This window comes from Mycobacteriales bacterium (assembly GCA_035550055.1).
Taxonomy (GTDB): domain Bacteria; phylum Actinomycetota; class Actinomycetes; order JAFAQI01; family JAFAQI01; genus DASZTV01.
Window position 1 is genome coordinate 19221 of sequence record DASZRO010000092.1, and the last position, 19584, is coordinate 38804.

Annotated in this window: 19 protein-coding genes; 14 read left to right on the forward strand and 5 right to left on the reverse strand. The window is 70.1% G+C overall.

The window, feature by feature from the left end; genetic code table 11:
• Positions 1-64: 64 nt before the first annotated feature.
• Complete coding sequence (folE, locus tag VG899_13595) at positions 65-631, reverse strand: GTP cyclohydrolase I FolE (protein ID HWA67389.1); 567 nt, start codon at positions 629-631, stop codon at positions 65-67.
• Positions 632-1027: 396 nt separating this feature from the next.
• On the opposite strand from folE, the gene VG899_13600 reads away from it, so the two are divergent.
• From VG899_13600 to VG899_13625, 6 genes are all read left to right on the forward strand, one after another.
• Positions 1028-2134, forward strand: coding sequence for a type II secretion system protein (locus tag VG899_13600; GenBank protein HWA67390.1), 1107 nt, complete (start codon positions 1028-1030; stop codon positions 2132-2134).
• Complete coding sequence (locus tag VG899_13605; protein ID HWA67391.1) at positions 2131-2739, forward strand: type II secretion system protein; 609 nt, start codon at positions 2131-2133, stop codon at positions 2737-2739. The genes VG899_13600 and VG899_13605 overlap by 4 nt, the downstream gene beginning before the upstream one ends.
• Complete coding sequence (locus VG899_13610) at positions 2736-4043, forward strand: hypothetical protein (protein ID HWA67392.1); 1308 nt, start codon at positions 2736-2738, stop codon at positions 4041-4043. Before VG899_13605 ends, VG899_13610 begins: the two co-directional genes overlap by 4 nt.
• Positions 4044-4243: 200 nt before the next feature.
• Positions 4244-5734, forward strand: a complete 1491-nt coding sequence (locus VG899_13615) for a hypothetical protein (protein ID HWA67393.1) — start codon at positions 4244-4246, stop codon at positions 5732-5734.
• Positions 5731-6426, forward strand: a complete 696-nt coding sequence (locus tag VG899_13620) for a hypothetical protein (protein ID HWA67394.1) — start codon at positions 5731-5733, stop codon at positions 6424-6426. The genes VG899_13615 and VG899_13620 overlap by 4 nt, the downstream gene beginning before the upstream one ends.
• An 18-nt stretch (positions 6427-6444) precedes the next feature.
• Complete coding sequence (locus tag VG899_13625; GenBank protein ID HWA67395.1) at positions 6445-7941, forward strand: hypothetical protein; 1497 nt, start codon at positions 6445-6447, stop codon at positions 7939-7941.
• 21 nt (positions 7942-7962) lie between these two features.
• Here VG899_13625 and VG899_13630 read toward each other — a convergent pair whose 3' ends face one another.
• Positions 7963-9276 carry an AarF/ABC1/UbiB kinase family protein gene (locus VG899_13630; GenBank protein HWA67396.1) on the reverse strand — a complete coding sequence of 438 codons (1314 nt, stop codon included), beginning with the start codon at positions 9274-9276 and terminating at the stop codon, positions 7963-7965.
• 37 nt (positions 9277-9313) lie between these two features.
• Here VG899_13630 and VG899_13635 point away from each other — a divergent pair, with 37 nt between their 5' ends.
• Together VG899_13635 and VG899_13640 are read left to right on the forward strand one after the other, a co-directional pair.
• Positions 9314-10600 (forward strand): citrate synthase, encoded by a 1287-nt coding sequence (locus VG899_13635; protein HWA67397.1) that lies wholly within the window; start codon positions 9314-9316, stop codon positions 10598-10600.
• Between the two features lie 7 nt (positions 10601-10607).
• On the forward strand, positions 10608-11738 hold the full coding sequence (locus tag VG899_13640; GenBank protein HWA67398.1) for a hypothetical protein: 1131 nt from the start codon (positions 10608-10610) through the stop codon (positions 11736-11738).
• Between the two features lie 99 nt (positions 11739-11837).
• Here VG899_13640 and VG899_13645 read toward each other — a convergent pair whose 3' ends face one another.
• The gene (locus tag VG899_13645) at positions 11838-12890 is read right to left on the reverse strand and encodes a TOMM precursor leader peptide-binding protein (GenBank protein ID HWA67399.1); all 1053 of its coding nucleotides are present in this window, start codon (positions 12888-12890) and stop codon (positions 11838-11840) included.
• Between the two features lie 173 nt (positions 12891-13063).
• Entirely contained in the window at positions 13064-13216 is a 153-nt protein-coding gene (locus VG899_13650; GenBank protein HWA67400.1) for a DUF5679 domain-containing protein, read from the reverse strand.
• Between the two features lie 182 nt (positions 13217-13398).
• Between VG899_13650 and VG899_13655 the strand changes: the two genes are divergently transcribed.
• Positions 13399-14187, forward strand: a complete 789-nt coding sequence (locus tag VG899_13655) for an enoyl-CoA hydratase/isomerase family protein (protein ID HWA67401.1) — start codon at positions 13399-13401, stop codon at positions 14185-14187.
• Between the two features lie 389 nt (positions 14188-14576).
• Entirely contained in the window at positions 14577-15083 is a 507-nt protein-coding gene (locus VG899_13660; protein HWA67402.1) for a SprT-like domain-containing protein, read from the forward strand.
• Between the two features lie 14 nt (positions 15084-15097).
• Here the strand turns inward: VG899_13660 and VG899_13665 are convergent, their stop codons facing one another.
• Complete coding sequence (locus tag VG899_13665) at positions 15098-16345, reverse strand: zinc-dependent metalloprotease (GenBank protein HWA67403.1); 1248 nt, start codon at positions 16343-16345, stop codon at positions 15098-15100.
• 29 nt (positions 16346-16374) lie between these two features.
• Between VG899_13665 and VG899_13670 the strand changes: the two genes are divergently transcribed.
• The 4 genes from VG899_13670 to VG899_13685 all read left to right on the forward strand — a co-directional run bounded on the left by VG899_13670 (position 16375) and on the right by VG899_13685 (position 19574).
• Positions 16375-17403, forward strand: a complete 1029-nt coding sequence (locus tag VG899_13670) for an NAD-dependent epimerase/dehydratase family protein (GenBank protein HWA67404.1) — start codon at positions 16375-16377, stop codon at positions 17401-17403.
• 62 nt (positions 17404-17465) lie between these two features.
• On the forward strand, positions 17466-17657 hold the full coding sequence (locus VG899_13675; GenBank protein ID HWA67405.1) for a hypothetical protein: 192 nt from the start codon (positions 17466-17468) through the stop codon (positions 17655-17657).
• 107 nt (positions 17658-17764) lie between these two features.
• A complete protein-coding gene (locus tag VG899_13680) occupies positions 17765-18448 on the forward strand; it encodes a hypothetical protein (protein HWA67406.1) in 684 nt (227 codons plus the stop codon).
• Positions 18449-18497: 49 nt separating this feature from the next.
• Positions 18498-19574, forward strand: a complete 1077-nt coding sequence (locus tag VG899_13685; GenBank protein HWA67407.1) for a PDZ domain-containing protein — start codon at positions 18498-18500, stop codon at positions 19572-19574.
• Positions 19575-19584: the final 10 nt, after the last annotated feature.

A 19584-nucleotide genomic window follows, 5' to 3' on the forward strand; every position in this document is an offset into this window, starting at 1 on the left:
AGTTACCTGGCAGATCCGGGACGGGTCCGACTAGCCGCAGTCGTCGGCGATATGTCCTGATCGACTAGACGTGTTGCGGGCCGTAGGCGAGCGTCAGGAACTCCGCACGGGTGCGAGCGTCGTCACGGAGCCGGCCGAGCAGTGTCGAGGTGACGGTCGAAGCGCCGCGGGCGGCGACGCCACGCACCGTCATGCAGGTGTGCTCGGCCCGCAGGACGATGCCCACGCCCTTGGGGGTGAGGTTGTCCTCGAGCCAGTGCGCGATCTGTGTCGTCATCCGTTCCTGGACCTGCGGCCGCCGCGCGAACAGCTCGACGACCCGAGCCAGCTTGGACAGCCCGAGGATGCGCTCGCCGGGCAGATAGGCGACGACGGCGGTGCCCATGAACGGCAGCAGGTGGTGCTCGCAGAGCGAGGTGAACGGAATGTCGCGGGCGATGACCATCTCGTCGTATCCCTCGTCATTGGGGAACGTGGTCATCGAGAACTCACGCGGGGTCAGCAGTTCCGCGTAGGCGCGGGCGATCCGGCCCGGCGTACCGGCAAGCGGGCCGTCGTCGTGGCCGATCCCAAGGGCGTCGAGCAGCGCGCTGGCGGCTGCCTCCGCCGCCGCCAGGTCGATGGCTGACACAACGCAAGGTTACGGGGGCCGGTCCGCCGATCATGCAACTACCCGTACGTCGGCGCCGACCGCCTCGTAGGTGGGTGTCGCTCGCGCGTCACGCGAGCCGAGCGAGAGGTTCGCACCGACCGCGGCAAGGCCGCGCGTGCCCACTCAGAGCAAGATCGCACCCGAAAGCCCACTCGGCAACGGCGGCGTGAGCGGGATGCGAGTCATATCCCTCCGCCGATCCGCGGCCTTCAGGCCGCCGCTGACTAGTCATCCCGAGGGGGGCGGAAATGGTCGGAGTTCGTCAAGAGAGAGGGGGCCCGGCACGTCGATAGTGGCAACGAAATGAACACCTTGTTCGGCGATGCCCGTATCCGACGGCGCGCGCGGTCGTTGAATGCGGGCCGCGACGCCGGCATGACGCTCGTCGAAATCGTGGTCGCCATCTCGATCGTCACGCTCGGTGTCCTCGCGTTGCTCAGCGCACTGGCGACCGGGATCCGGCAGCAGGGCCTCGAGAAGTCCCAGGCGACGGCGCTGCATCTGGCCGACAGTGCCATCGAGGCCGCAAAAGCGATGGCGTACTCGACACTCGTCGGCCAGGCCGGGACGACAACCACGGCCAACCCGGTGAACGGCGTGAGCTACACCGAGACCAAGACGTTCCAGGTCTGTTCGCCCACCGACGCCCCGACGACCTGCACGTCGCCCGGAGCGGGCGCGGTGTCGACGGTGCACGCCGACGTGTCGGTGCGCTGGAGCTTCGCCGGCAAGACCCACGTCGTGCAGGTGGCCCAGAGCGTGAGCGACCACAGCGCGCTCACCGTCAGCAGCGCGACGAGTCCCCTCGGCATCTGCGGTGGGGCAGGTACGACGCTGGTCATCGGCCAGCTCGGCCTCTCCCCGTCAAGCGTCACCGTCAACAAGACAGGCACGCCGTCGAGCGCCATAACCGCAACCCTCACCGAAACCGGGCTGTCCAACGCGACCTGCGTGCCGCTGACCTGGAGCGATGACAACGGCTCACACCAGGTCGCGATGACGCGGAGCGGGTCGACGTTCACCGCGACGATCCCCGCAAGCTCCATCACCAAAGCGACTCCGACCAGTGGCGGGTCGATCGCGTTCACCGCGACAGTTCCCGGCAGCCAGGCCGTACCCGCCGCGACCCTCACGCTGATCGGCGCGCCGGCGTTCTCCGGCAACTGCTCGATCTCCGTGGTCGGGCTCGGGCTCAACGTCATCACGCTGACACCGCTCACCCGCAACACCCTGCTGCCGGCCGGTCTGACCTGCACCACCGTGAACCTGGCCAAGACCGACTCCGTCGTCGCGACGTACCAGAGCGGCACGGGCACGAAGAACCTCGCGATGACGAGCACAAACGGCTCGACCTGGACGGCGACACTGCCGAGTGGATCGGCGATGGTGAAGTCCGGCGTGTCCGAGGGTTTCACCTTCTCGCTGACGCGCGCAGCTGACGGCTCGACCGCGTCCCAGAACGTCACGGCGACACTGGCATGACCACGCGCTACGCGTCGGGACGAGACGCCCGGGACCGCGGCTTCACGCTGACCGAGACGCTCGTCGTGATCGTGCTGTTCGCGATCATCGGCACGATCGTCACGACGGCATCCGTCACGGGACTGCACAAGCAGACCCAGCTGCAGGACCGCAGCGACGTGCTCGCCCAGGCACGCACCGCCCTGGAGCGCATCGACCGCGACATCCGGTCGGCGAACCCGCTGCTGGCGGCCAGCTCGACACAGCTCGTGCTCCGCGAAGTCGAGCCAGCCCTCACCCGCACGGTGACGTACGCGGTGAGCAGCCACCAGCTCGTCGCCCGCGAGACCGATGTCACCAGCTCCGGTGTCACGACCACGTCGACCACCGTCTTGCTGAAAAACCTCGTGAACTCTGCGAGCAACCCGTTGTTCACGGCGTCCCCGACCCTCGGCTATGTGGCGCCGGCCGGCAGCGGCGTCAGCGCAACCACGTGCGCGATGACCGGCGGCTTCGACCCGGGCTGCATCGGAAGCGTGACGGTTCACGTGATGGTCCAGCCGCCGACGCTGTCCACCGCGATCAGCATCAGCGACAACGGCACCGAGCTGAGGAACGCGCCGTGACCGGCGTACGCCGCGCTTCGCGGTACGACCACTCCCGCGACCGCGGCAGCATCATGCTGGCGCTGCTGGCGATCGTCATCTTGAGCAGCGTGGTGTCGGTCGGGCTCGCGACCGTCATCAAGGGACAGGCGCAGACCCGGCACGACGATGCGTTCGCGCAGGCGCTGACCGGAGCAGAGACCGGCCTCGACACGATGGTGGCGCGGATCAAGGCGGCACCATCGGTCAGCAGCCAGGCCGCGATCACCGGCACGAACTCCGCGACCGGCGCGACGTACCGGACGACGGCGACCGACACCGCAGGCGTGTGGTCGCTGGACTCGATCGGCACCGCGAAGACCCCGACCGAGACGATCACCCGAGAGGTTCAGGAGACGGTCGCGGTCAAGGGCCTCTACACCGTGCCGCTGTTCGGCAGCTCGGCACTGACCATGGGCTCCGGATCCGGGGTCAACGAGTACGACTCGGGGGCGACCGGCGGGGCGAGCACGACCACCTGCTCGGTGCTCCCGGACACCGGAGTCCTCGGGCTGCTGGCAACGACGATGTGCACGCCGACCATCTCCACCACCGGCCCGGCGGCCACCGACGGTGCGCTGACGATGGTCGGGTCCGATCTGTCGAACTTCAGCGAAGTGGACGTCGACGACGCGGCGCCGACCGGGTACGCCGACCCGGACGCGACCGGCACGTGTGTCGGGGACGCGTCGTCGTGCGCGTCGACGACGGTGGTCAGGTCGTCCCAGCCGCTGACCTACCCGGCGAGCACCGCCTGCTCCGCCGGAATCGGCGTCAACGCCTCCGCGGTCACGGGCTCGAACTATCTCGCGGCAGGCGCCGTCTACAACATCCTCGGGAACCTCACGCTCAACGCCGCGGTCACCGCGAACCTCACGAACCTGGCGTCCTCGGGCGTCACGCTGTGCTTCAACGGCAACCTGCTGGTCCCCTCGCTCGGCGCCGCCGGAGTGACCCTGCCGTGGAACAGCTACGTCAGCTCGGTGCTACCCCTCCAGTACGCGCCACGCCCACCGGCGACGCTGATGCTGATCGACACCGCAACCTCGGCCGGGTCCTCGACGATCACGATCGGCGACGGGTTGAACCCCGAGACCGTGCTGTCAGGTGTGATCTACGCGCCGAACGCCACCTGCGTCGTCAACGGCCACCTCGACCTCTACGGCACGCTGATCTGCGGGAGCGTCTCGGCGCCCGGCGGGGTCTCCGTGCACTTCGACAAGGAGCTGTCCACCATCACCACCGAGCAGACCGTGACGGTGTCCAACTGGCGGGAGGTCCGCTAGGCCGATCGGCACGACCCAAGCACCCAATCGCTGCTCCGTTCGGCGCAGTTGGGAGCGTGTGGCGCCGATCGTGTACCACGTTTTCAGCCTCTTCTCAGGCTGGGTCTCGCATTCGGCGCACATTTTGTTAGCCATAACGGCGTAGCAGGTAGTGGTTTAGGGGCCTTACACAAGGCTTTCAAATGTCCGATGCTTACTTCGTGGGAGTTTGGCGGCGATTTGTCCTGCACCGGGGGCGCGGTCGCGCCGTCGGCAACGCAGCCGACGCCGGCATCTCGCTGGTCGAGATCCTGGTCGCCATCATCCTGTTGTCGGTCGCGCTGATCGGCACTGCCGGCGAGATCGCCGCCTACATCAAGCAGCAGGTCGTCGAACGCAGCCAGATCACCGCCAATCATCTCGCCGACAGCTGGTTCGAGTACGCCGAGTCACTCGAGCACGGCGCGACGTCGGAAAGCGGTGACGGCGGAGCGGTCACCACGAGCATCACCCCGATCAGCACCACCACGACGACCACCACGAAGCAGAGCAACGGCGTCACCTATGTCGAGACGATGACGCCGCACATCTGCTCCCCGTCCCAGCTCGACGCCTCGAACTTCACGCTGTCGAAGTGCGTCGGCAACACCGTCAGCCCGGTCAACACGATCTACTCCACGATCACCATCAAGTGGACGCTCGGCGGCAGTTCGCACCAGCTGACCCAGACCCGCAACCTCGCCGACAACACGACCTTCAAGCCGGCGAACACCCCGTCCGCCAGCGACAACGGCCTGTCGAACTGCACTCGAGCCGGCACGGTGACGAGCTCGCTGAGCATCACCTCGCCCCAGACGACCACGAAGCACACCGTCACGCCGGCCTCGATCGGGCCCGCGTATCTCAACGGCGCCGGCAACCCCGCCGAGGACGGCAACGGCGCGGCGTTCTCCTCGGTGACCCTGACGCTGACCGAACACGGCCTGGTCAACACCACCGACACGACGCAGACCTTCTTCGGCGCGGCCACGTGCGTGCCGCTGCTGTGGACCGACAGCACGGGCACGCACCAGGTCGACATGCACACCAGCGACTGCGAGGCGACCGGCACCGTCACGCCCGCCAACTACACCAGCGCGACGTGCACCTACACGGCGTCCGTCCCCGCCTCGTCGATCACCGAGACCGGCCTGACCTCGCCGTGGGACGCCACTGTGCCGTTCTGCGCCTACGTGTTGGCCCCGACCCCGCCCGCGACGTCGACCTGCACGACGACGACGGCGAACAGCGGGGTCGTCGCCGTGGCGCCGCTCAACGTCGCCGCCTCGCCCGTGCTCACCTGCACGCCCTACCCGGGGATGACCGTCTCGGCCACCGGGATTCTCGGGGTCAAGGATGCGGTCACCGCTCCGGTGACCGAGAAGTGCACGGCGTTGAACCTCGCGACGACGGACACCATCCAGGTGAGTGCCGTGAACACCACCGTTGCGAACCTGGTCTGGGTGCCCAAGAACAACGACTACGAAGGCCCCATCCCGAACCGCACGGTCGTCACCACGCCGAGCACCTGCGCGCTGGCGCTGTGCAACGTCACCCTCACGTTCAGCACCACCCGCGCGCTCGACGGGGTGACCTCGAGCCTGCTGAACCCGCTCGTGGTGACCGGCGGCCTGGTGTCCCTCGGCACGTTCGTCGTGGTCGGTTCGCTGTGAGCCGGCACTGGGACGCCGACGGCGGCTACACGCTCGTCGAGATGCTGGTCACGATCATCATGCTGACGTTGATCACCGGCTCCATCACGGCCGTGGTGATCACCAGCCTCAAGCACCAGAACTCGCTTCAGGTACGAGGCTCGGTGCTGGCCAGCGTCCGGTCATCGCTCGAGGACATCGACCGGGACATCCGCTCGGCCAACCCGCTGTGCTACGCGACCGGCACCGAGATCACCATGCTCGAAAGCAAGGAGACCTCTCCGGTCCAGACGCCCGTCATCGTCGACTACAAGGTGCAGGGCACGAAACTCGTCTACACGCAGTACAACGTGGTTTCGACCGTCGTCCCGCCCGCCACGGCGCCGGCGAACTACACCTGCAGCGTCGCCAAGACCACGGGCACGCTCACCTCGACGACGTACTACACCGAGCTCACGCCGATCCGCTCCCAACGCACCGTCATCAGCAACCTGACAGGAAGCACGTCGACGATCTTCGCGCTGCCGGGCGCCCCGACGTTCAACACCTGCCCGGCGCCGGTCAACGTCCCGAACGCGCTGACCCAGGCCGCAGCGATGGCCATCCAGGAGCTCACGGTCAGCGTCTCGGTGCAGCCATCAACCCTCAGCAGCCCGGTGTCGGCGTCGGACTGCGGCACGTACCTCCGCAACTACGCAGTAGCCACCTCGTAGGGACAGGACAGGATCCTCATGCGAGCTTTCTATCTCCGGGACCTCAGGGACGATCGCGGCAGCATCATCCTTGCCCTGCTCGGCATCATCATCCTCACGACGGTCGCCAGCGTCGGGCTGGCCGCCGCGGTGAACGGCCAGGGCCAGGCGCGCCACGACAACACGTTCACGCAGGCGCTGGACAACGCCGAGAGCGGCATCGACGCCATGGCCGCGACCATCAAGGGTGCAACTGCCAACGGGACGACCGACTACTACAACAGCCCGGGTGCCAGCGCACCACCGAAGCTGACCCTGTCCGGCGCGTACTCGGTCGTCGCCAAGAAGGTCAACCAGATCGGGCAGACCGGCAGCGCGTCGGCGTCGGTGTGGACCATCCAGTCGACCGGTACGGCGGTGACCCAAGGACGCACGATCACCCGGGTCGTCACCGAGACGCTTACGGTCGCCCACACGTACAACGCCCCGCTGGAGGGCTCGAACGGCATCAACCTCGGCTCGACCGGCAACAGCGTCAACAACTGCAGCGCGTGCGTCGGCGCCGGCGCCGTCAACGACCCGACGGTGATCTCGAAGGGGATCACCGTGCCGATCCTCGGCACACTCGGGTCCACGACGATCACCGACCCGCCCGGCGACAGCAGCCCCAACTCGACCCCGGGCGCCGCGGAGACCGGAGGACAGCTCGTGCTCCAGGGCGGTGACCTGCAGAACTTCGCCCAGGTCGCGCTAGACCAGGGCGGCACGTCCAACGGCTCGTGCAAGAGCACCTCCGACGTGTGCAACTCGACCACCGTCGTCACCCAGGCCACCCAGGCGCCGGCGATCACGACTCCTGGTTGCCTGCCGGGCGCCATCGGTGCCGCGCTGAACGGAGTCGGCCTGTCGTTGCCGGACCCGCTCGGGGTGGTGCTCAACACCAACCTGGTGGCCAAGCTCGACGCTCAGCCGCCGATCGCTGACACGGTGTGCACCAACCTGCCGATCATCATCCCGACCATTGGGACCACCCTGTCGTCGCTGCCGCTGATCGGGGGCCTGACCAACCTGACCGGCCTCGACGCCAGCCTCGACGCACCCATCGGCGCGGACTGCCTGACCAACGGCGTGCAGTCGGTGCTGACCACGCTCGCCAGCGGCGCCAACCTCACCTGCACGATGGACCCGCCGCAGGACCTCGTCATCAACAACGTGTCCAACCTCAACAACGACGGCACGTGCTCGGGTACCGGGTCGAGCGTGTACCTGGGAACCGGCACCACGGGCTCGCCGCCGGCGTACGTCTCGGCGCTGATCAACAACCCGTGCGGCAACTGCCAGATCACCGGCAACGTCGTGCTGTACGGCGCGCTGGAGTGCGCCACCATCACGGTGCCCCCGGGCTCGACGCTGACGGTGGAGTACCCGACCGACCAGGGCCTCACCGCAGGGCAGACCACGCACCTCGACACGGTGTCGAACTGGAACGAGTGCGAACCGGCGACGTCGGTCAGCGTCTGTCAACCGATCTCCTAGGTAGGCCGATCGGGCGAGCGGTCAGTCCTCCGCTAAGCCGGGGATCCAGCGGCGCAGCTCCGCGCCGTACGGGATCTCCGCGTCGAGCTGGCAGAGCACCCCGATGCTGCCCGCCGCGACCCGGTGCATGAGCAGGTAGTCCGGCGGCAGGTTGAGCTTGCGGCCGAGCTGCGCGGCCGGTGATCGAGGATCCACCACACGCGCCGCCTCGCCGCGCAGCCAGCGCCGCGAGAAGTGGAAGGTGTCCGTGGCGACCGGCTCCAGCAGCGGCTGGACGTAGTCGAGGATCGCCTGCGCGTCCACCTCCAGCCCCTCCGGCACGAACCCCTCGGCCCGCAGACCGTCGAGCACCTCCTGGCCGCGGCCTTCGAGGGCCAACCGGCCCAGTGGCCCCATGGTCGTCGGCAGGCCGTCAGGAAGCCGGTTCACGGCGCCGTAGTCGAGCACGGCGAGTTTCCCGTCGGCGGTCAGCCGGAAGTTGCCGGGGTGCGGGTCGGCGTGGAGCAGGCCGGCACGTGAGGGCCCGGACAGCAGGAAGCGCGCGAAGAGCAGGCCGGCGCGATTGCGGTCCTCGCGCGAACCGTCGCGGATGATCGCCGACAGCGGCGTCCCATCGACCCACTCGGTGACGATGACGTTGCCGGCGTGCGCGACGACCTTCGGTACGACGAAGTCCTCGTCACCGTCGTAGGCCGCGGCGTACTCCGCCTGCGTCTTCGCTTCGAGTGAGTAGTCGAGCTCCTCCTTGACCCGCTCCTTGAGCTCCTTGATCAACGGCTTCACGTCGAGCCCGGGGCTGAGCACCGCGAACATCCGGGCGAACCGCGCCAGCTGGTTGAGGTCGGACATCAGCGCGGGGCCGGCACCCGGGTACTGAAGCTTGACCGCGACCTCGCGGCCGTCGTGCCACACCGCCTTGTGCACCTGCCCGATGGAGGCCGCGGCGGCCGGTTTGTCGTTCCACTCGCGGAACTGCTCGCGCCAGTCGGCGCCGAACGCCTCGGAGAGCACCTGATGCACCGCCGAGGCGGGCATCGGCGGAGCGGCGTCCTGCAGCTTGGTCAGCGCGGCGCGGTACGGCGCGGCCAGATCCTCGGGCAGCGCCGCTTCGAAGACCGACAGCGCCTGGCCGAACTTCATGGCCCCGCCCTTGAGCTCACCGAGCACCTTGAACAGCTGCTCGGCGGTGCGCGCCTGGATCTCGGTCGCGACCATCTCGGCCGGCCGGCCGCCGATCCGCTTGCCCAGACCGACCGCGGTACGGCCCGCCGCACCGAGCGGCAAGCTCGCCAGCTTCACGCTTCGCGAGATCGCCCACTTCGGGATGTCCGACACCCCTCTATTCTCATGGACGGATCTCACGAGGAGCGAAATGGCTGACTACGAGCTGACCTACCCGGGCGGCGTGCTGCCCCTGGACGCGGTCGACGGCACCGAGGCACCTGCGGGCCTGCAGATCTCCAAGCTGCTGGGCACCACCGGCCGGGTGACCTACGACTCCGGGTTCGGCAACACCGCGGCCTGCACCTCGGCGATCACCTTCATCGACGGTGACGCAGGCATCCTGCGCTACCGCGGCTACCCGATCGAGCAGCTGGCGAAGGAGTCGACGTTCCTCGAGACGTCGTACCTGCTCATCTACGGCGAGCTCCCGACCGCCGGCCAGCTCGACGACTTCCGGGGCCGCATCGCGAAGCACACGATGCTGCACGAGGACCTGCGCGACTTCTTCGGCGGGTTCCGCCACGACGCGCACCCGATGGCGGTCCTCAACTCCGCGGTCAGCGCGTTGTCGACGTTCTACCAGGACTCCCTCGACCCGTTCGACGCCGACCAGGTCGAGCTGTCCACGATCCGGCTGCTCGCCAAGGTGCCGACGATCGCGGCGACGGCGTACAAGAAGGCCGTCGGCCAGCCGGCGCTCTATCCCGACAACTCGATCGGGTACGTCGAGAACTTCCTGCGGATGACCTTCGGCGTCCCGGCGGAGTCCTACGACGTCAACCCGGTCATGGCGCGGGCGCTGGACATGCTGTTCATCCTCCACGCCGACCACGAGCAGAACTGCTCGACGTCCACCGTGCGCATGGTCGGGTCTGCCAACGCCAACATGTTCACCTCGATCGCCGCCGGCATCGGCGCGCTGTCGGGCCCGCTGCACGGCGCGGCCAACCAGGCCGTCATCGAGATGCTCGAGGGCATCGCCGCCGACGGTGGCGACATGAAGGCGTTCGTCGAGCGGGTCAAGAAGAAGGAGCCCGGCGTCAAGCTGATGGGCTTCGGCCACCGGGTCTACAAGAACTACGACCCGCGCGCGGCCATCGTGAAGCAGGCCACTCACGACGTACTGACCAACCTGGGCGTCTCCGACCCGCTGCTCGACCTCGCGATCCAGCTCGAGGAGATCGCCCTCGCGGACGACTACTTCATCGAGCGCAAGCTCTACCCGAACGTCGACTTCTACAGCGGCGTCATCTACAAGGCCATGGGCTTCCCGACCCGGATGTTCACCGTGCTGTTCGCGCTCGGCCGACTGCCGGGCTGGATCGCGCACTGGCGGGAGATGATGACCGACTCGGACACCCGGATCGGCCGGCCCCGCCAGGTCTACACCGGCGCCACCGAGCGCTCCTACGTGACGGTCGGCGACCGCAAGTAGCCAGCCGGTGACCACCGACCCGGCAGGTCTCGCGATCCCGCCGGGTGGCTGCCTGGTCCACATCGGCTTCGACAAGACCGGTACGACGGCACTGCAAGGTGCCTTCCACCGTGACCGGGCGCGGATCCGCGACCTCGGGGTCCGCTATCCCGGCGACGAGGCCTATCACAAGAGCGCAGGCATCGCGGTCACGCAGGCGCGGGGCAACACCGGCGACGCGGCCGTCACGACGGCGGACTGGCGAGCCCTCTGTCGGGAGGTTCGCGCGGCACGCGGCGAGCGGGTGTTCGTCAGCAGCGAGTGGCTGTGCCGCGCCAGCGACGCCCAGGCCGAGCGCGTCGTCGACGGGCTCGGCGGGCAGCGGGTGCACGTCGTGGCGACGCTGCGGCCGCTGGCCAAGATCCTGCCGTCCGCCTGGCAGCAGTACGTCAAGGACGGCTTCACCGGCGACTACGACTCGTGGCTTCGCGGGATGCTGGTCGAGGCGCCGTACGTCGAGCCGACGCCGTGGTTCTGGATCCGCCACAGCCACGACGTCGTACTGGCGCGCTGGGCGCAGATCGTCGGACCCGAGCGCGTGACCGCGATCGTCGTGGACGGTCTCGATCACGACCTGCTGCTGCGCCAGTTCGAAGGCTTGCTCGCCCTGCCCGCCGGCACGCTCGTCGGTGAGCCGGAGGGCAAGCGCAACGCGTCGTTGACGTTGCCGGAAGTCGAGCTGCTGCGACGGGTCAACCTGGCCTTCGCCGAACGTGGGCTGCCGGACGACCTGTACGCCGCGGCGATCCGCTCCGGAATGCTGCCGCGGCTCGCGGACGCCCGAACCGAGCTGGCCGCGCCGTACCCGATCGAGACCCCGCAGTGGGCGCTTGAGCGAGCGGCGCAGATCGGCTCGGCGGCGGCGGCGGCGATCGCCGCGTCGGGGATCCGGGTGCTCGGCGACCTCGCCTCATTGGGCGCTGCTCCACCGGGGCGGGCGTCGGGTCCCCGTAGCGCGACCGGCGACCTGCCCGTCGAGGTGGCGACCGTCGCCCAGTCGATCATCGGCGTCCTGGCGGGCACCAGGCCCGACCGCCCGAAGCCCCCGTCGCCGCCCCGCTGGCGTCGCCGCCCGATCTCACCCCTCAAAGAGTTCTAACCCACCCCACCCCCGCCCTTACGTCGAGCCCAACGTTGTTGGTCACTCAACGGGGGTTGAAAGACCAACAACGTTGGGCTCGACGTAAGGAGGGGTAAGTCAGGAGGCGGCTTGGTGTTGCTCGGGTTCCCAGGCGGGGCACCCGCACTCGGGGTGGGCGAGGACGGTACGCCGGCGAAGCGTCAGCTCGGACAAGCCCAGCTCGACCGTTCCGCCGAGCAACGGCGAGACGAAGCGCGCGTCGTCGAGCCAGGCGAGGACGTGCATCGCGGTCAACGACGCCGCCGCGCTGGACAGCGCCACGTCGCACGGCTCGACCGGCCGCGTCTCACCGACGAGCTGCGCGGCGAGCACCGGCCAGACCGGGTCCCGGTCAGCCCGGGCGAGCTCGAGGCAACGCAGACAGGGCGAGCGGCCGGGCACGACCAGCGGCCCGATGGAGGCGGTCGTCTCGCGCACCATCACGAGCAGATGCGCCCGGCGACGGACCCGGACCAGCCACTCCGGCGGGAACGCCGAGCCGGTCGGGGCGAGCACGACCAGCGAGCGATTCGAGCCGTGGGAAGCGCCGCCGGCGGCCGCGGTGCGCACCGTGCTCACGACCGCGTTGGCGGCGTCCCCGCGCCGGTGGTGCACCCCGATGGCCCGGACGCCACCGGGAGCGAGGTCGGCCGGCCGCAGCAGCGCGGGATCGTCGACCACCACCCGACCGACACCGGCGGCGGCGAGCAGCGCCGCCAGCGTCGAGCCCGTGCGTCCGGCGCCGAGCACCTCGACGGTGGCCGCCTGCCGGCTCGCCATCGCCCGCGCGGCTCCGCCCGGACGCGGATGGCACAGCGACAGCGACAGCTGGTCGGGGGTCAGCCGGCCGGAGGTCGCGTTGGTCGGGGCGCCGAGCTCGGCGTCGTCGAGCACGCCGGCACTGCTCAGCAGCTCGAGCAGCGTCTGCCCGCGGTGCACCGGCTGGCCCAGCCGGCCGGCCTCGGCGATCGCGGCGTCGCTCTCGCGGCTGCCGTCGAGCAGCGTCAGGAGCTCTCGGTCAGCCGAGCTCACGCCGCTGACGACGACCGCATGTCGCGGATCGACGCCGAACTGAAGGGTGGACGGGTCGCGCCAGAGTCGGCGCAGTGCGGGCTTGAGCACCGGACGCATGTGCGCTCCTTGGTGAGGGTCAGCTCGTCGGGACGGACAGGGCGCCGGCAGCCTGCCACCGCGACCACCCCACGCGCATCCGGCCGTCCACAGGAGCGCAGCAGACATACGAAAGGCGCCTGACGGACTCCGTCAGGCGCCTTTCGGCAGTGCGGGTGCGCTGCGCTGAATCCTCAGGCCTTGCCCAGGATCCGGTTCACCTTGGTGCCGCAGACCGGGCAGGGGCCCTGCGCCATGCGGCGGCCCGACTCGCTGGTGCGGATCTCACCTTCGAACTTGCGCTTCTCCTTGCACTTCACGCAGTAGCCCTCATAGGTGTCGGCCATCTCGTCCTCCTCGATCGATCGCCGCCGGCCGGGACCGGCCGAACCTGCTGACAACGCTACCGTCGCCACGCTCGAAATCCGTGGATTCGAGCGTGAGCGCCGCGTTGCCCGCTAGCCTCCGCGGCGTACCAGGCAGCCCCTACCGAATCGGATTCGGTCAGGTTTTCGGGCAGGAGTTCCCCATGAGCGCACCCCTTCGCGTCGAACGACGGCCCTCCGGGGTGGCGATCTTGACCCTCGCGCTCCCCGAGCGGCGCAACGCGATGACCGGCGAGCTGACGGCCGCGTGGACCGCCGCGATCGACGAGCTGCGCGCCGACCCGGCGCTTCGCTCGGTCGTGGTCACCGGCGAGGGCAGCGCCTTCTGCTCCGGCGGCGACCTGTCGTGGATCGGGGAGTCGCCGGACCTGACCGTCCCGGCGATCCGCGACCGGATGCTGCCCTTCTACCGGGCGTGGCTGGCGATCCGCGACCTGGAGGTGCCCAGCATCGCCGCGGTGAACGGACCCGCCGTCGGGGCGGGCCTGTGCCTCGCGCTCGCCTGCGACCTTCGCTACGCGGCCGCCTCGGCCACGCTGTCGGCGCCGTTCACGGCCCTCGGGATGCACGCCGGCATGGCGGCGACGTACCTGCTTCCCGCCACGGTCGGCATCCCGGCCGCGCGCGACCTGCTGCTCACGGGCCGCCGGGTGGACGCCGACGAAGCGCTGCGGCTCGGGCTGGTGAACGGCGTGTACGACGGCGCCGAGCTGCTCGACCGGGCCATCGACGTCGCCGAGCAGATCGCCGGCAACGGCCCGGTCGCGGTGCGGCTGACCGTCGCCGGGCTGCGCAACGGCGCGCCACGCAGCCTCGACGAGGCGTTGCAGTACGAGGCGCTCGCCCAGCCGACGACGTTCGCCAGCGCCGACCTCACCGAGGGCCTCGCTGCGGCCAAGGAGCGTCGCAAGCCCCGCTTCCAGGGCAAGTAGCGCGACGCCGGCCCGCAACGCTCGACGCGGGCCGGGACATCTGGCCACGGGCAATACGAAGCCCCCGAGGCTTCGCACGACAGCCGTTCGCCTTCCCCTTGCGAACGTCCGCCTGGTCAACCACGGGGGCTCCGTTGACATGACCGTACGGAAGCGGTGGGAGCCGCGTCAACGCCCGTCGACGCCGCCCTGTGGACGATGCTGGGGACGAGCTGGGGACGAGCAGGGGTGTCGTTGTGGACGTCACTGTCCACCGACTGTGTACGGCGATGGGGACGCCCGCGGCACGCCGTCACGACCTGCGGGAACGCCGTACACCGGTTGTGCACAGCAACTCCCCGGCGGGTTTCGCGCCGAAACCGTCGGGTTGCGCCGCTAGCGTCAGCCGGGTGACCGCGCAACCGGCTCCGGAGGTCGCTGTCGTGCGCAGCGCCCGCCGCCGGCGTACGGTCGCCGCGCACCGGGAAGGCGACCGGATCGTGGTGTCCGTGCCGGCGCGGATGTCGCGCGCCGAGGAAGCCCGCTGGGTCGAGCTGCTCGTGACCCGGGTGCTGGCCAAGGAAGCACGGCTCGCGCCGTCGGATGCCGACTTGCTCGCCCGTGCCGGGCGGCTGTCCGAGTCCTATCTCGGCGGGCGCGCCGTGCCGGCGAGCGTGCGCTGGGTGGACACGATGCGGTCTCGATGGGGCTCCTGCACCCCGCTCGATCGCACGATCCGGATCTCGCGGCGCCTGGAGGGGATGCCGGAGTACGTCGTCGACTACGTGCTGTTGCACGAGCTCGTCCATCTGCTCGTGCCCGGTCACGGTCCGGCGTTTCGCGCCGAGCTCGCCCGCTACCCGAAGCTAGAGCGTGCCGAAGGCTTTCTCGAGGGGCTCAGCGCAGCGGATCGCTGACCGACGCCCGCAGCTCAGCCCGTCGGGGGGTCGAGCTCGGAGATGTCCAAACCGTCGTCAGGTCCACGGTCGGCCCAGCCCTGCGGGTCGTCGAGATCGCTCGCGGCGGGCAGCAGGTCGGGGTGGTCCCAGATCGCGTCACGGCCCTCGACGCCGCGGCGCGCCGCCAGCGTCTGCCACAACACCGCCGCGTCGCGGGCGCGGCGCGGACGCAGCTCGAGACCCACGAGAGTGGCGAACGTGCGCTCGGCCGGCCCGCCGGTCGCGCGCCGGCGCCGCATCGTCTCCTGCAGCGCCCCGAAGCTCGGTAGCGACGCGCTCGCGGCCGCGGCAGTCGTCACGTCGACCCAGCCTTCGACGAGGGCGAGTGCGGTCTCGAGCCGCTCCAACGCCGACTGCTGCGCCGGCGAGTTGGTCGGTTCGAACAGACCCTGGCCGAGCGCCTGCTGAAGCGCCTCGGGATCCGACGGGTCGACCATGCCGACCAGGTCCTCGATCCGCGAGCTGTCGATCGAGATGCCCTCGGCGTAGGCGCGCACCGCACTGAACAGGTGACCGCGCAGCCACGGCACGTGAACGAACAGGCGCTGGTGCGCCGCCTCACGCAGCGCGATGAACAGCCTCACCTGGTCGCCCGGCACCGCCAGGCCGTCACCGAACGCGCGGACCGACTCCGGCAGCAGGGCCGCGACGCCGGCCGGGCCGAGCGGCAGCCCGATGTCGGTGGCGGCCACCACCTCGGTCGCGAGCGTTCCCAGCGCCTGACCGACCTGACTGCCGAACACCAGACCGCCGACCTGAGTCATGACACCGATCAACGGCGCCGCCATGGCGCGCATCTCCTCGGGGATCGCCTGACCCATCGCGGCCGACACCTGGGCGGCGACCGGCTCGACGAGCTCGCTCCACGACGCGCGCGTCGCCTCGAGCCAGCGCCGCCGGCTCCACGCCTCGGTGCTCGTGACGCCCGATGGCAGCGACGTCACCGGGTCGAGCCACAGGTCGGCGAGGCGGACCGCGTCGGCGACCTCGGCGGCCTCCGCCGCGGTGGTGCCGGCGTCGGCACCGATCACGGCCATCGCCGACTGACGGGCGACCTGCCAGTTGACCGGCCCGGTCTCCCCCGACATGAGGTCGCCGAGCTGATGCAGCATCGCTCCCAGGTCCGGAGCGGCGTTGAGCGCGGCGAACGGATCGACCGGCTCACCCGGCTCGTCGCCGGAGCCGCCGCTCGGGCCGAAGCCCATCGGAGGGCGTGTCATGAGCAAACGGTAGTTGCCAAGATGGACCGGTGGGCACCGACGGTGAGCGCGTTCGCCGTCGGCGCAGCCCCGCCGTCATCGGACTGACCGGCGCCGACACGCCCCTGGGCGGCGCGTTCGCCGAGCTTGCCCGCGGCCATCCGTCGACGCCGACGCTCACCCGCGTCGACGACGTGTCGGCGGCCGCGCTCGACGGTGTCGACGTCGTCGTCCACCTGGCGGTCGACCGGTCGGCGACCACCCCGAGCGCCCAGCGCCACGCCCGCAACGTGGACGGCACGGAGGCGCTGCTGGACGCCGCCGCGGCGGCCGGGACCGGTCGCGTCGTACTGCTGACGAGCGCGATGGTGTACGGCGCGAGCGCGACCAACCCGGTCCCGCTCGACGAGGACGCGCCACTGCTTTCCGGCGCGCCGGCCGGGTTGCTCGGCGAGTGGCTGGCGATGGAGCGGGCTGCCGCTGCCTGCGCAGCGGCCGGCGGACCCGAGGTGGTCTCGGTGCGGCCCGCGTCCGTGGTCGGCGTCGTCGCCGACTCGCTGCTGCCCGGGTTGTTCGAGGCGGTACGACTGCTGGCGATCCGTGACGGCCGCTGCCACTGGCAGCTCTGCCACACCGACGACCTGCTCAGCGCACTGATGGCAGCCGCGACCGGGGCCGTGACGGGCGCGGTGACGGTCGGGTGCGACGGTTGGATGGCGCAGCGGCAGGTCGAGGCGCTCGCGGACATGCGTTCGGTCGTGCTCCCAGGCGCCGTCGCCTTCGCGACCGCCGAGCGGCTGCACCGGATCGGCATGCTGTCCTCGCCGTCCTCCGATCTGCAGTACCTGATCGACCCGTGGGTGGTCGGAGCGCAGCGGCTGCGGGCGACCGGCTGGCAGCCTGCGTGGACCAACCAGGCGGCGCTGGCCGCTCACCTCGACACCCTCGGCGAGCGGGTCGGCAGCAGCTTCGGGCTCCTCGACCGCAAGAACGCGACGCGGGCGGCCGCCGGGGCCGGGGCGACGCTTGCCGTGGTCGGCTCGCTGGCGCTGGCGCGCGCCCGCAACCGACGTCGCTGACTGCCTGATCGGGCGGCGCGGGACCGCTGAACCGAAGCGGTCGAGCCCCTACACTGACGCGCATGGGTGTCCTCGCGTGGCTCGGTGTGCCTGCGGTCGCCACGGTCGTCGCCATCGTGTGGGTCAACTGGGCCGCCCGGCCCCGCGGGCCGGTCGAGGTCGAGCAGTCGTTGGCCGAGCGCGAACGCTTCAAGGCCGCGTTCTCCCGGCCCGAGGCCACCGTCGAGGTCGATCGGACGCCGCACCACGTCTGAGCGCTTGATCAACTGACCTCAACCTCACCGCGGCGGCTGCCGAAACGCCTATAAGGGTTCGAATCAGCGACTATCAGCCGTCACGCCTCAGTGAGCCGGGGGACCGTATGGAGCACGTGGTCTTCTACCAGTCGACGCAGGGCACTCCGGCGTTTCGTCGCATGGCCTCGATCGAGGACGCGGTCAGCTTCGCCGAGCATCTGCGCAACGTCGAAGGCGTCACGGACTTCTCGGTCTATGCGCTGAGCCCGGTGTCGTTGAAGCTGCGGGCGTACTACCACGTCGAGGTCTCCGAGGCGGTCCGCGCCCGCGCCCTTCCGGCCGAGACCGGCCTGCCGCCGGCCGCCTCCGCACCAGCCGCGTCCGCGCCGCCCGCTGCGTCCGCGCCGCCCGCAGCGGACCCGCCGACGCGGACCACCGCGGCGGATGTCGCCACGCCGCCCCCGGCGCCGCCGCCGAGCGCCGACCGCTACGCGATTCCGGAGGACGTTGCGCCGGCCGAGGCGGAAAGCTCCGAGGAGCCGGCAGCCGACGACGCAGCGCCCGCCAACCCTGCGACCGCCGGCAGCATGCCGTTCGTCGCGGCGCCGACCGCCACCCCCACCGCCATCCCTACCGCGACCAGGTTCGGCCAGACGGATGCCTTCGTGAAGGACGACCCGGTCGAGCCTCCCGCGGCATCTGCGGAGCCGCCCGCCCCGATCGATCCCGGTGTGGTCGACCCGACGGTCGAGGAAGTGGTACCGGTTCCGACCGGACGGCGCAGCATGGGCTTCTTCGCCCGCTCGTAGTCGCGACCACAGACTCTTCGCAGCACACCCGGATAGGCTTTCGCGGGCCATGAGCCGCCGCGGAATGACCTTCGGGATCGCCGCAGCCCTCTTCTTCGCCATGATCGTGGTCGCGGCGCGGATGCCGGTGCCCTACGTCGTACTCGTGCCCGGCCCGGTCACCGACACCCTCGGCCACACCACCGCCGCCGACAGCATCACCGGCAAGCCCGGGGACGTCATCCAGATCTCGGGTGCCAAGGTGCAGCCGACCGACGGGCACCTCTACATGACGACCGTCGGGCTGATCCCCGGCAGCTGCGACGAGCACCCGACGCTGTGGGACGCGATGAAGGCGTGGTTCAACTCGACCGAGGCGATCGAGCCGCAGGAAGTCCAGTGCCCGCCGGGTCAGAGCAGCGCGAAGGTGAACCAGCAAGGCGTCGACGAGATGACCCAGGCGCAAAGCGACGCGGTCTACGCCGCACTGACCGAGCTCGGCTACCACGCGACGGGCAACGCGGTGTTCATCGGGTCGATCACCCCCGACGTGCCGGCAGCCGCCGTGCTCAAGCCGAACGACGAGATCGTCTCGGCGAACGGCACCACGATCACCAGCCCGGAGCAGCTCGTCTCGCTGGTCAAAGCACTGTCACCCAACGACTCCGTCACGTTCGTGGTGGAACGCGCCGGCACGCGGAAGACGGTGCAGGTGCGCACCATCCGCGGCTCCGACGGCAAGGCGAAGCTCGGGATCAGCATCGAGACCCGGCCGACCTTCAACGGCATCAACGTGTCGATCGGGATCGACCCGGACGTGATCGAAGGCCCCAGCGCCGGTACCGCGCTGGCTCTGGGCATCATCGACAAGCTGACCCCGGGCGGCATCACCGGCGGGCGCACCATCGCCGGCACCGGGACGGTGAGCCGGCTCGGCAAGGTCGGGCCGATCGGGGGGATCCAGCAGAAGATCGCCGCGGCCGTCGACGCCGGCGCGAGTGTCTTCTTCGCGCCGGCGAGCGAGTGCGCCGACGCCAAAGCGGTCGCTCCATCGTCCCTTGCGCTCGTCGCCGTCACGACGCTGCACGGCGCGGTGCTCGCGCTCGAAGCGATCAAGAGCGGCAGCGACAACTACCCGCACTGCTGATGCCGATCGC

Coding starts and splice junctions, on each gene's coding strand:
- VG899_13600 (HWA67390.1), top strand. CDS start 1,028: ATGACGCTCGTCGAAATCGTGGTCGCCATCTCGATCGTCACGCTCGGT.
- VG899_13665 (HWA67403.1), bottom strand. CDS start 16,345: ATGACACGCCCTCCGATGGGCTTCGGCCCGAGCGGCGGCTCCGGCGAC.
- VG899_13650 (HWA67400.1), bottom strand. CDS start 13,216: ATGGCCGACACCTATGAGGGCTACTGCGTGAAGTGCAAGGAGAAGCGC.
- VG899_13635 (HWA67397.1), top strand. CDS start 9,314: ATGGCTGACTACGAGCTGACCTACCCGGGCGGCGTGCTGCCCCTGGAC.
- VG899_13625 (HWA67395.1), top strand. CDS start 6,445: ATGCGAGCTTTCTATCTCCGGGACCTCAGGGACGATCGCGGCAGCATC.
- VG899_13655 (HWA67401.1), top strand. CDS start 13,399: ATGAGCGCACCCCTTCGCGTCGAACGACGGCCCTCCGGGGTGGCGATC.
- VG899_13645 (HWA67399.1), bottom strand. CDS start 12,890: ATGCGTCCGGTGCTCAAGCCCGCACTGCGCCGACTCTGGCGCGACCCG.
- VG899_13605 (HWA67391.1), top strand. CDS start 2,131: ATGACCACGCGCTACGCGTCGGGACGAGACGCCCGGGACCGCGGCTTC.
- VG899_13680 (HWA67406.1), top strand. CDS start 17,765: ATGGAGCACGTGGTCTTCTACCAGTCGACGCAGGGCACTCCGGCGTTT.
- VG899_13675 (HWA67405.1), top strand. CDS start 17,466: ATGGGTGTCCTCGCGTGGCTCGGTGTGCCTGCGGTCGCCACGGTCGTC.
- VG899_13685 (HWA67407.1), top strand. CDS start 18,498: ATGAGCCGCCGCGGAATGACCTTCGGGATCGCCGCAGCCCTCTTCTTC.